Genomic DNA, 12220 nt, shown 5'->3' on the forward strand with positions numbered 1-12220 from the left:
TTACTCAATGAAAGCTCACGATAAGTCGGCTTTTGCCTTTCAATGGTCAAACGTGGATTAACCGCCGCTGAGAAAATATCAAACTCTTCTCGAACGTTACGCACACCTTTATTGGTCTCGTTAAAATGGCTTAGTACAAAACGTTGGTCATCCGTGGCATTGACACCGATTTTTGCCAATACGCCTGTTTTGTCAAGGGCAGAAGACGGTACCTCATCGCCGCCTAGGTAATTTTTATAGCCCTTGCCTGCGGTGTAGTTTTCTTGGTCCACTTTGTTGGCGTTTAACAAGAAATCAAAAGCACCTGCTTTGCCATAAACCGCGCCACCATATGAATGCTCATCGTTGGTGCTGTAACCTGCGTTAACTTTAAATCCAAGGCTCTGACCAGGCTCTAACAAATCTTCGGCATCAAGGGTTTTGGCTATAATCGCCCCATTGGTGGCACCGATGCCTGCAGACGCAGAACCTGCACCCTTTTGCACGCTGACGATTTTGACCATGGAGGGGTCTAACATAAAACGACCTTGATGGTACAAAATAGAACTATCAGAGTAAGCGTTGTCGATTTTGACATCAATCGAATTTTGTCCCATGCCACGGATGGTAATGTATTGAGACGTACCATTACCATTGCCAAAATCAATCGCAGCATCTTTTTTCATCAGCTCACGCAGCGTGGTGGCTGTGCTTTCATCTTTTTCTTGCAGGGTCACCACATCGGTCTGAATTTTTGATCCTTGTTTGTCAAGGCTTACGCTCAACGAACCCAATTGTACGATCGGCTCTTTGTTATTGTGTGCCGTATCGGCAAAACTTGTCTGAGAGGTCATGATACCAACGATTGCTAAGCTAAGAGAAGTTTTTGCAAGGTATTTCATCAATGTTGCACTCCAAATGTTAAAGTAATGTAACCATCATTTACAAACGAGAATAATTATAATTTATGATAAAACAAATGTAAATAATAATTGCCATCATTTACAAACGAAAATTATTAAGGATTTTTAGAATTAAAAAACGTTATTTCTTACGATTGTTAAAAAACGCTGTTTGCCCACAAAATTAAAGCCTGTTTTTTGATAAAAAAATACCGCCTGCTAGGACGGTATTTTTTAAAAACGGTAAAGGATTATTTGTTGTCGTCTTTGACTTCAGTAAATTCTGCATCTACCACGTCATCGTTTTGGCTGCTTTGTTCAGGCTGCGCTTGTGCACCTGCGTTAAAGGTACCATCTGTTGCCCCTGCACCTGCATCAGCGTAGATTTTTTGGCTAACTGGTAAGAAGGCATTGTCCAATGCTTCAAGTTTTGCCTTGATATCCGCTGTGTCGTTTTCTTTGGTGGCAGCTTCTAGCGCGCTGATGGCCGCTTCAACGTTGGCTTTATCATCGGCAGTGACTTTGTCGGCTGCGTCTTTTAGAGCATTTTGTACGGCATGGATGCGTCCATCGGCTTCGTTGCGTGCTTGCGCAAGGTCGGCAAACTTGGCATCTTCAGCGGCATTGGCTTCGGCATCACGAATCATTTGCTCAATTTCAGCGTCTGATAGACCTGAGTCGGCTTTGATTTGAATGCTTTGTGCTTTGCCTGTGCCTTTGTCTTTTGCCGAGATGTTCATGATACCATCGGCGTTGATGTCAAAGGTCACCTCAATTTGTGGCACACCACGTGGCGCTGGTGGAATACCAGTCAAGTCAAATGTACCCAATAGTTTGTTTTGGTTAGCGACTTTACGCTCACCTTGGTACACTTGAATGGTTACTGCAGGTTGGTTGTCGGCAAACGTCGAGAATACCTGTGATTTCTTGGTTGGAATCATGGTGTTTTTCTCGATGATTGGGGTCATCACGCCGCCCGCGGTTTCGATACCCAAGGTCAATGGGGTCACGTCAAGCAACAATACGTCTGTTTTGTCACCTGCCAATACCGCGCCTTGTACTGCTGCACCCATAGCCACTGCTTCGTCTGGGTTCACGTCTTTACGTGGTTCTTTGCCAAAGAATTCTTGGACTTTTTGTTGTACCAATGGCATACGGGTTTGACCACCGACCAAAATTACGTCGTCGATGTCACTTGCTTTTAGACCAGCATCTTCCAAGGCAACTTTACAAGGCTCAATGGTGCGATTAACCAAGTCTGTCGTTAAGCTTTCTAGTTTGGCACGGGTCACATTAACAACCAAGTGTTTTGGACCTGAGGCATCAGCGGTAATGTATGGCAAGTTGATATCAGTGCTTTGTGAGCTTGATAATTCAATTTTAGCTTTTTCAGCAGCTTCTTTTAGACGTTGCATTGCCAACGGATCGCCTTTTAAATTGACGTCGTTGTCTTTTTTGAATTCTTCAACCAAGTAATCGATTAGTGCCAAATCAAAGTCTTCACCACCCAAGAAGGTGTCACCGTTGGTTGAAAGCACTTCAAATTGTTGTTCGCCATCTACGTCAGCGATTTCGATGATTGAAATATCAAATGTACCGCCACCTAAGTCATAGACAGCAATTTTACGGTCACTGCCGCCTTTTTTGTCCATACCATATGCCAAAGCCGCTGCGGTTGGCTCGTTGATGATACGTTTAACATCAAGACCTGCAATTTTACCCGCATCTTTGGTCGCTTGACGTTGGCTGTCATTGAAGTACGCAGGTACAGTCACGACGGCTTCGGTCACAGGCTCGCCAAGATAATCCTCAGCGGTTTTTTTCATTTTTTTCAAGACTTCGGCAGAGATTTGTGGCGGTGCCATTTTTTTGCCATTGATTTCGACCCACGCATCACCGTTATCGGCTTTAACGATTTTGTAAGGTACCATGCCGATATCTTTTTGGACGACTTTGTCATCAAAACGGCGACCAATCAAGCGTTTGATAGCAAACAAGGTGTTTTTTGGGTTGGTAACTGCTTGGCGTTTTGCCGATTGACCAACCAAGATTTCGCCGTCATCTTTGTAAGCTACGATCGATGGGGTGGTGCGTGCACCTTCAGCGTTTTCGATCACTTTAACGTTATCGCCTTCAAGCACTGCCACGCACGAGTTGGTAGTACCTAAGTCAATACCAATAATTTTTGCCATGTTTATTTACTCCAATTTGTTATTGTTGCTAATAGGCGTTTATTTTTCAATTACTTAATAAACGCCTTAGCGGTTGCTTTGCTATATCGGTATTGGGTGTGTGGAATTCAAGTTTTTTCCAAGCAATTTATTATCCAATATCGATAATTTTTGTTTGCCAATTTTGATGGCTTAGCCACCAACGCGTACCATTGCAGGGCGCAGTAGGCGGTCGTGAAGCTTGTAGCCTTTTTGCAACACTTCACCAACTTTGCCATTCTCGGCTTGTGGGTCAATGCCAACGGCTTCGTGGTAGTCCGCATCAAAGTCTTCACCTTGTGGGTTAATGGCATGAATGTGGTTTTTTTCAAGCACATTCAAGAGTGATTTGTGAGTCAGTTTAACGCCTTCAAGCACAGGGTCACTGTCGTCTTGGCTGCTTGCGATGGCACGCTCTAGGTTATCGACCACGTCTAGCAGTTCGCGGGCAAAACGCTCAAGGGCAAATTTTTTGGTTTTTTCGGCTTCTTGCTCCATGCGGTTGCGAGCGTTGTAGGCTTCGGCATTGGCACGGGCATGGGCTTCTTTGGCTTCTTTAACCTGCCCTTCAAGCTCAGCGATGCGTTGCTCAAACATGGCTGGGTCAATTTGGCTGTCGATGATTTTGGGCTCGACGCTTGGGTCAGATTCTTCAATCGCATCGCCAAGTACGTTCGATACGGCTTCGGTTTGATTGAGTTGTTCTTGGTGCAATTGGCTGTTGGTGGTGCTTTGCTCAGCTGACATGGTGTTCTCCGTGTTGTTGTGTTTCAAGAAACAAGGTGAAAATGGCAATACACTTGCAGAAAATTTGGGATTTTACCCCTGTTAAAAAGTCTAGTCATGGTTATGATGTTGTGGCGAAAACTTTTCAAGCAGCTGATCGGATTTTAGCAGGGTTTTGTCGAATTTTTTTGTTGATAAAACGTTGTTGGCTAAAGACTGGCTAAACAATGTGCCAGCTTATTTCAACTTCATTGACTTCCTCCCCTCCCTAAAGTGAGGGGATTCCTTCTACAAGACGGTCAAGCCCGACCGCAAGAATGTTCCGACTGGCGTTAATATCTCTATCATGCCGTGTGCCACACTTCGCACAAGTCTACTGCGAGCATAGCTCTTGTCTTGCGAACGGGCAAAGCAGTGCTTTGCTTATCCGTTCTCATCTCTTATTCGCAAACCTGCTCTACCTTTCGGACTGTTGCTGTCGATTTGACCGCAACACGAACAAGTCACGGCGTGCATAGCCCTTGTCTTGCGGACGGGCGAAGCAGTGCTTCGCTAGTGCCGTCCTCAGGTAGTGTATCGTTCATTTACGATTTCAAAACGGCAACCTGCGTGCTCGCACTTGTAGGTCAGTTGTCGTTTGAGTTCAAACCAACCTGCATCGTAAACCGATTTGGCTAGTTTGCCTTTTTTGCTGTTAAATTGGGTGGTTTTAACATCACCAACCACGATTAGCGCGTTATCTTTGACTAATCGGGTGGTGAATTTGTGGATGAGGTCTTGGCGGGTATTTTTGATTTTGGCATGGATTGCCTTAACACGCTGTTTGTTTTTGGCACGTTGGGCGATAGCTAATTTTTTAGCCCATGCTTGGGTCTGTTTGATTTGCAGTTTATCACCTTTTGAGGTGGTGGCATTGTCTTTAAGCCCTAAGTCAATACCGACACTACCTGCTCCGCATTGGGTTTTAGGGTATTCTTTGACGGTGATACAGGCATACCAACGGTTACGGCTGTCTTGTACAATCTCGCAGGTGTTTATTTGATACAGCGATAGATTGTAGCTGTCCCATAGGTCGATGATGAGTTTTTGTCCTTTGGCTAGGCTTAGTTGTAGTGTTGATTTTAAGCCCTTTTTGCCTGTTTGGTGGGTGGCAATGTGTTTAATAGCGGATTGTTTAAATGGTAGCCAGCCGAGTGATTTATGTTTTGAGTTTGGGTTGTTGGTTCGCCATGATAGTTTGGCTTTTTTGCATTGGCGACGCGATTTGGCATGGGTTTCGTTGATGGCTTGGATGGTTTGCGAGTGTAAGCCAAGAAATTCGCCGCTACCTCTGGTATATTCGTTTAGGTCATAGGCTGAAAAGAATTTGCCTGTTTTTTGTAGGTACTTGTAACTCAAGTCATTGATGTAGTTCCATACGAAATTAACCGAACCGCTTAGGCGGTTTAGTTGGTCTGTGTGTTTGTCTCGTATGCGTAGCTTGAGTGTTTTCATGGGTTTATTTTAACATATTTAGTATCTTATCGTGTGTAAGCATAGCTACAGAGTTGCCTTATATCCACCGCCTGAAGTCGGTGGTTTTACGGCAACGGAAGATAAATTTTGGTTAAGTTTTAAGGTTTTGTCATTTATAAACGCACCAGTGCACCTGTGACAGCGTCACGGATTTGGCTGGGCTGGGTGTAGCCGAGCGTGGGCGCGTCTAGATAGCCAATGGCATCACCAAAGTACGCTTGCGCGTCAGCGAGCAAGGTAGCAGGCTTGCCACCGCTTGGGTTACAACTGGTCGAAACCAAAAAGCCGTATGGATTGGCAGGGTTGGTTGTGGCAATGTGGGTGCATAGTTTGGCGATGGTGGTATGCGGCGCGATTACACGCACGGCAAGGCTGGCACGCCCACCTGTCAGCCAGTCGGGAATATCTATTGCCTTGGGGATGGGTAGCAGCCATGTGTTGGCTTGGCGTTGGGTGGTGGCTTGAGGGTTGGCGGTTTGGGTGTTGGTTGGCGTGGTATGCTCAGCAGCAGTGTGCCAACTGGCTAGGATTTGCTCACGGTGCGCGGCAGATAAATCGGTTAAAAACGCTGTGATATAATCGGCACTGGGTGTGAGTACGATCAAGCCTTTTTCGATGGTGCGGTCTTTGAGGGTAAGCAGTGCGCTGACGGCAGGGCGGTTAAACGGGTCACAGCCAATACCCCACACCGCTTCGGTGGGATAAGCGAGTAAATGGCCTTTTTGCAACCATGCGGTGGCTTGGTCAAGCTGTTGGGAGCTAAATACGTTCATGGGCTACCTTAATCTTTGGGTTGGTTATCATGCACGGCAGCGCATGTATAAACCGCCTTGCTGCATGACGAATCCCATCAATTCTAGCTCAATCAGCCAGCCCGTCAAGGTGGCGATATCGGTTTGGCTTTTTGCCAGTAGCGCGTCCATGTCTTGCCCGACCCAGTCCATTTGGTTGAGTAAGCCCAATAGATAGGTGGGCAAGTCTGGATTTTCAGCCGTCATTGGTTGATGGCTAGGTGGTGTCTCGGTAGTTGGCTGACTCACGGGTACGGCGTGGAGCGTGGGCACAATGTCAGCATTTGGCGTTGGTTGTACGGCTCGTTGTGGTGTGACTGGTTTTGACACAGCTTGCTGTGCGGTGAGCGGTGATTGAAACACCGCCAAGTCTTCTAAAATCTGGGCAGGATGATCCACCAACGTTGCGCCATCACGAATTAGCTGATGGCAGCCTTTGGCATTGACGTTGTCGATATGACTGGGCACAGCAAATACCTGTTTGCCTTGTTCATTGGCAAGGTTGGCGGTAATCAGCGAACCGCTTTTGAGCGCAGCTTCGACAACCAACGCGCCAAGGCTTAAACCTGCCACCAGTCGATTACGCAGCGGAAAATTGTATTTGGTTGAAGGCGTATCGGGCAAAAACTCGCTAATCACACAGCCACCACTGGCGATGATATGCTGCTTAAGGTTGGCATGGTGTTTGGGATAGCATAGGCGAATACCGTTGCCAAGTACCGCCACCGTACGCCCCTGACGGGTAGGATGGGTCTGTGTCAATGCACCAAGATGGGCTTGCTTGTCAATGCCTTCTGCCATGCCGCTTGTGATCCACAAACCTTCATATGCCAAATATTGCGCCATATCAAAGGCGATTTTGTCGGCATGAGCACTGGGTTTGCGGCTACCCACGATAGCAAGCTGCGGCATGGCAAGCGCCTGCACATTGCCTTGATAAAACAACAACGGCGGTGGGTCGTATAATTGCTTGAGGCTGGCAGGGTACGCGCTATCGGCATAAAACACGATTTGGTACTCACCGCAAGCCAATTGGCTGCAGATGCGCTCAATATTTTTATCCACCCGTCCTACTTGGATAAACTCGCCAAACCGCTTGATATGGCTGGCATGCACGCCTGCTGCTTGCCAATCGGTAGTCGATTTTGTCAAGGCTTGTGCAGGCGTGCCAAACGCTGCCAATAGTTTGGCAAAGCTTGCCGTGGACATATTGGTCAATTGCCATAGCGTGAGGCTAGCACGCTGGGCGGCATTAAGTGGTGCCAAACTGATGATTACCTTTTATCGGTACCCATCAAACTAGTCTTGATCACGCGGTGACATAAGATAGTCATCAGCGCGGATTGGACTTTCGGCATCAAGCACATACGCATAGCTGATGTTATCAAAGGTTTTAAATACCATCACATGCCCGATTTCTTCACTTGGCAAACGCACCACTGCGCCTTTGGTGGTGCCAAAGTTGTCTTGCACTGTCGCGCCTTTTTGATAAACCGACAGCACATCACCTGCCTGTGCGCCTTGACGGCTGCCCAAGTTAATCGCTACCACACCATCACGCCCCACGCTGCTTAGCGCGTCCATGATACGAATCACACGCCCACCACGGCTGACTTGGGCGGCGCGTGGGTAAAACATCGGCGGCAAATAGTTACCAACTTCCACAAACACGCGGTCGCCTTCACGCACCTCTTGTCCATAAGACGCGGTCAAACGTAAGCTTGACACGCCGTTGCTGGCAACATCGGTGACTTTACCCGATGCCACTTGAGTGACCTCAAGCCCGATAACCGCGCGTGTGGTTGGATCGACATACGGCTGCCCTGCGCGATACACGCCATAGTGTTGCCCCACAATTAGCGGCACGCCTTTGGCATAAATAGTGTCGCCCGCGCCTGTGATGATGTTTTTGTTTTTTGAAGCCAATACATAGGGTGTGGTATTAAAATCATCAGGTGAAACAATGACCGTACGGCTAAGCCAAGACTCGATCGAGGTCAGCGGAATTGTCGGAATACTACCTGCCAGCTCTGACGGCGCAGGCTCGATATCTATCGCTGGCTGACTGGCGGCTTGTTCTACGCCTGCACAGCCCGTACCTGTGTCAATACCAACCAAAGTTCTACCTTTAACCACGCACAAAATCAGCACATCATTGGGATAAATTAGGTTGGGATTGCGTACTTGCTGATTAACCGCCCAAATCTCACGCCAACGCCACGGGCTATTTAGGTATTTGCCCGAAATATCCCACAACGTATCGCCTTTTTTGACCACATAGCGGTTGGGTGCTTCGGCTTTGATGGTTGGCGGTGGGTTGTTAGCAGCATTGGCACTGCCCAGCGCGCAGCAGGCTAATAGACCTATGCACAGTGCTTTGAGCTGTGCTTTGGTTTGGTTTTTAAAAGAAGGTGAAAAAAAACGCGCATTTGGCTTCATTGTTGGGTTCCTGCAAACTATCACCAACGCCAGTTATTGCTTAGCGATTGGGCTTATTTTATCGGCTATCTTACCGTAAAGCGTAAAATTGTAATCGCGGCTTAGCATAGCACAAAATTTAGCCAAAGTTACAAGCTTTATCAGCCAATTACGGCGTTTTATCTTACGTTTTGACCTAGACTGTCATTAGACCAGTTCTAAAACAGCATTGTAATCGCGGTGTATTTGCCCCATCAATTAGCCATGACTCAATCGCATTGCGCTTGTTGTTTGGTAAAATCAATTGACTTGATTCAATGCTTTCATCCAAGCGCCGATATTTTATTGCTATAATGCAAGGTTTAAAAAATCGCAGGCTTGCGCTAGCAACTGCGCTTGACTGGTTGGCACAAGAGGTGACTATGGCAATTCGTACAATTTTGGCTTATCCTGATCCGCGTTTACGCACGCTGGCGCGACCTATTGAGCGTTTTGATGCGGATTTAAAAACGCTGATTGATGATATGTTCGCCACCATGTATGATGCCAATGGCATTGGGCTGGCTGCCACGCAAGTAGACGAGCATATCCAGCTGGTGGTAATGGACTTATCGGAAGATAAAAGCCAACCGCGCGTGTTTATCAACCCTAAAATCACGCCGCTGGTTGAAGATTTGCACACCTATGAAGAAGGCTGCTTGTCCGTGCCCGATTATTATGACAAAGTAGACCGCCCTAAACGCGTAAGAATCGAGGCGCAAGACGCGGATGGTAACACCTTTGTCGAGGAAGCCGAAGGCATGCTTGCGGTGTGCATTCAGCACGAATGCGACCACCTAAACGGTAAATTGTTTGTCGATTATTTATCTAAACTCAAGCAAGACCGCGCACGCGACAAGGTACGTAAAGTGCTCAAAAACCGCGAGCGTGAACAAGCATAACCCAAACCATGTTTTTTAACTGGCATATTTAAACTTGTAAAAAATTTAGGCTACATCCATGAACCATCGCCCTGCCCGCACTGCCAACGTCACCCGCGACACCGCCGAAACCCAAATCCGCGTTGCCATCAACCTTGACGGAACAGGGCAAGGCACGATTGACACGGGCGTGCCGTTTTTAGACCACATGCTTGAGCAAATCAAACGCCATGGCTTGATTGACATGGATATCACCTGCAACGGCGACACCCATATTGATGACCACCACAGTGTGGAAGATGTTGGTATTACGTTGGGACAGGCCTTTAAGCAAGCCATCGGTGATAAAAAAGGTATTCGCCGTTATGGGCATTTTTATGCCCCACTTGATGAAAGCCTGAGCCGTGCAGTGGTCGATATCTCAGGCCGCCCTGGGTTGCACATGGATATCCCATTTACCCGTGCGCGGATTGGCACGTTTGATGTCGATTTGTTTAGCGAATTTTTTTATGGTTTTGTCAATCATGCCATGATTACGCTACATCTAGATAATTTGAAGGGCAAAAACAGCCATCACCAAATTGAAAGCATTTTTAAGGCGTTTGCACGTGCGCTACGTATGGCGGTTGAGTATGATGAGCGCGCGCTGGATAGCTTGCCGAGTACCAAACAAGCGCTCTAAACTGGCTGTTACCACTGTATTAATGAACGCAGGCAAATGTATTATTTGACCTGCGTTTTAATTTGGCAGTTGGACTAGTTGGCTGATAGCTGTTGCTCGTTGATGTATTCGCGGTAGCCATTGACACAATCGGCATAGAATACGGCTTGGCCATTCTTGGCATCGCCTTGTTTATCAGACAGTGCTACCCAGCGCACTTCATCACATGCTGGGTTTTCGTCAGCTTTGCGTGCAACTTTGGGTAACAGCTGGTTGGTACGTTCAACAGTGGCTTGCCCTAGCTTTGCATACGTGGTTGGGTAGCTTTGTTCATTGATGGTATCGACCACGCGGCTGTAGTCTTTATTTTTCGGAATTGATTTTTTGAGCGCTGTGGTTTGCGCTGCTGCGCTTGCGCTGCTATTTTCGGCGTTTGCTGCCTTTGTCGCTTCAGTGTTTTGTGGTTTAACTTGACAACCACTTAGCAGTAGCAGACCAGCCAAAATGCAATAAGGTTTCATAATAAAATCATCCAGCTGATGAGACAAAGGGCTAGTCTTTAAAATTATTAAATTGTAGTGGCACGCCAAATTGCTTTTCTTTTAGCAATGCCATCGCCGCTTGCAGGTTGTCCCTTTTTTTGTCGGTGATGCGCACCTTATCGCCTTGAATGCTGGCAGCAACTTTAATATCCGACGCTTTTAATGCTTGGGTGATTTTTTTGGCGGTATCGCCGTCTAGCCCGTCTTTTAGGTCAATCACCTGTTTAACCTGCTTGCCTGCACCTGCCTTGTCTTGTGGGGCTAAGGCTTGCAGATCCACGCCGCGCTTGATCAAGTGTTTTTCCAGCATGGCGTATACGTTGTCAATTTGCAGCTCATTGTCTGCCGTGATGGTGATGGTTTTGGCTTTTTCATTTAGCTCAACGCGGATATCGCTGCCTTTAAAATCAAAACGGGTGGCAATTTCTTTTTCGGTATTTTGTACGGCGTGTTTGACTTCAAAGGTTTGCAGTTCTGAGACAACATCAAATGATGGCATGGCATACTTCCTAATGAATAATGAATAATGAATACAAAATTTGCTTGCGCTATGATAACTGATTTTAGCAATTATGAGCAATGAACCTACCTGATCGATGAGTTAAGCCGATCGCTTAAAATAAACCAAGGTTGTATTATTTAAGCAAAAACGTGCAAAAAACTAGCCAAATGCTGCACTTTAATAGCCATAACCGTACATTTGTTTACGCAGTTTATTGGTACAATCATTAAGTATTAAGCAACAAGCAATCTGATAAACACAAAATCTAACACAAGGAGCATTCATATGGCATTTAAAGATATGATTGGGCAAACCGTACCCAGCGTGACTTTTCACGTTCAAGAAAACGGTAAATGGGTCGATATTACCACCGATGAGTTGTTTAAAGGCAAAAAAGTCGTGCTATTTGCTTTGCCTGGGGCGTTTACGCCAACGTGTTCATCCATGCATTTACCGCGTTATAACGAATTGGCAGGTGAGTTCAAACGACAGGGTATTGATGACATCATCTGTGTGGCGGTCAATGACACCTTTGTGATGAATGCATGGGCAAAAGACCAAAACTGTAACAACGTGCGTGTATTGCCTGATGGTAACGGTGAGTTTGCCGAGGCTATGGGACGTTTGATTGATGATTCAGCGATTGGCTTTGGTAAGCGTTCGTGGCGTTATTCGATGTTGGTTGATGATGGCAAAATCGTGCAGATTTTTGATGAGCCACAAGACACTGACAGCGATGACCCCTATGAAAAATCAGACGCGGATACGATGATGCGGTATATCAATCCCGGCTGGACAGATAAACCTGCGGTGGCGATTTTCACCAAACCTGGTTGCCCGTATTGTGCTGAAGCCAAACAAACTTTAAGCGACAAAGGTTATGAGTATGAAGAGTTTGTTCTGGGTCAAGACGCAAGCTTAACCGCAATGCGTGCAGTCTCAGGTCGCGATACCACGCCACAGGTATTTATCGGTGGTAAGCATATCGGCGGCGATGACGATTTGCAGCGGTATTTTGCTGAGCAGTAAGTTATGGCTTGACATAAAAAAAGAC

Annotated in this window: 12 protein-coding genes and 1 pseudogene; 3 read left to right on the forward strand and 10 right to left on the reverse strand. The window is 46.7% G+C overall.

Annotated elements, in window-relative coordinates; genetic code table 11:
* The 8 genes and pseudogenes from MA2_RS09970 to MA2_RS10000 form a co-directional block, all read right to left on the reverse strand.
* Positions 1-881: TonB-dependent receptor plug domain-containing protein (locus tag MA2_RS09970; protein ID WP_218002938.1), on the reverse strand; the 881-nt coding region annotated here is incomplete at its 3' end.
* Positions 882-1132: 251 nt separating this feature from the next.
* The gene (gene dnaK, locus MA2_RS09975; protein WP_067059418.1) at positions 1133-3073 is read right to left on the reverse strand and encodes a molecular chaperone DnaK; all 1941 of its coding nucleotides are present in this window, start codon (positions 3071-3073) and stop codon (positions 1133-1135) included.
* 171 nt (positions 3074-3244) lie between these two features.
* Positions 3245-3838 carry a nucleotide exchange factor GrpE gene (gene grpE, locus MA2_RS09980; RefSeq protein ID WP_067059434.1) on the reverse strand — a complete coding sequence of 198 codons (594 nt, stop codon included), beginning with the start codon at positions 3836-3838 and terminating at the stop codon, positions 3245-3247.
* Positions 3839-4085: 247 nt separating this feature from the next.
* Positions 4086-4166, reverse strand: a pseudogene (locus tag MA2_RS11615) (hypothetical protein); the annotation flags it as partial.
* A 215-nt stretch (positions 4167-4381) separates the two neighbouring features.
* Positions 4382-5311: an RNA-guided endonuclease InsQ/TnpB family protein gene (locus MA2_RS09985; RefSeq protein WP_444542986.1), complete on the reverse strand. Its 930-nt coding sequence runs from the start codon at positions 5309-5311 to the stop codon at positions 4382-4384.
* A 134-nt stretch (positions 5312-5445) separates the two neighbouring features.
* Positions 5446-6105 (reverse strand): L-threonylcarbamoyladenylate synthase, encoded by a 660-nt coding sequence (locus MA2_RS09990; protein WP_067059420.1) that lies wholly within the window; start codon positions 6103-6105, stop codon positions 5446-5448.
* 27 nt (positions 6106-6132) lie between these two features.
* Positions 6133-7389 (reverse strand): DNA-processing protein DprA, encoded by a 1257-nt coding sequence (dprA, locus tag MA2_RS09995; RefSeq protein ID WP_245945265.1) that lies wholly within the window; start codon positions 7387-7389, stop codon positions 6133-6135.
* 33 nt (positions 7390-7422) lie between these two features.
* Complete coding sequence (locus tag MA2_RS10000; RefSeq protein WP_067059424.1) at positions 7423-8562, reverse strand: LysM peptidoglycan-binding domain-containing protein; 1140 nt, start codon at positions 8560-8562, stop codon at positions 7423-7425.
* Positions 8563-8963: 401 nt separating this feature from the next.
* Here MA2_RS10000 and def point away from each other — a divergent pair, with 401 nt between their 5' ends.
* Both def and hisB read left to right on the forward strand, forming a co-directional pair.
* A complete protein-coding gene (def, locus tag MA2_RS10005) occupies positions 8964-9482 on the forward strand; it encodes a peptide deformylase (RefSeq protein ID WP_067059436.1) in 519 nt (172 codons plus the stop codon).
* A 58-nt stretch (positions 9483-9540) separates the two neighbouring features.
* Positions 9541-10143: an imidazoleglycerol-phosphate dehydratase HisB gene (gene hisB, locus MA2_RS10010; protein ID WP_067059426.1), complete on the forward strand. Its 603-nt coding sequence runs from the start codon at positions 9541-9543 to the stop codon at positions 10141-10143.
* A gap of 74 nt (positions 10144-10217) precedes the next feature.
* On the opposite strand, the gene MA2_RS10015 is transcribed toward hisB, so the two are convergent.
* Together MA2_RS10015 and MA2_RS10020 are read right to left on the reverse strand one after the other, a co-directional pair.
* The gene (locus MA2_RS10015; protein ID WP_067059428.1) at positions 10218-10643 is read right to left on the reverse strand and encodes a hypothetical protein; all 426 of its coding nucleotides are present in this window, start codon (positions 10641-10643) and stop codon (positions 10218-10220) included.
* 31 nt (positions 10644-10674) lie between these two features.
* Positions 10675-11163 carry a YajQ family cyclic di-GMP-binding protein gene (locus MA2_RS10020; protein ID WP_067059430.1) on the reverse strand — a complete coding sequence of 163 codons (489 nt, stop codon included), beginning with the start codon at positions 11161-11163 and terminating at the stop codon, positions 10675-10677.
* A gap of 288 nt (positions 11164-11451) precedes the next feature.
* On the opposite strand from MA2_RS10020, the gene MA2_RS11585 reads away from it, so the two are divergent.
* The gene (locus MA2_RS11585; RefSeq protein WP_067059432.1) at positions 11452-12195 is read left to right on the forward strand and encodes a glutathione peroxidase; all 744 of its coding nucleotides are present in this window, start codon (positions 11452-11454) and stop codon (positions 12193-12195) included.
* Positions 12196-12220 lie beyond the last annotated feature (25 nt).

The sequence above is a fragment of the Moraxella atlantae NBRC 14588 genome (genome assembly GCF_001591265.1).
Lineage (GTDB): Bacteria > Pseudomonadota > Gammaproteobacteria > Pseudomonadales > Moraxellaceae > Faucicola > Faucicola atlantae.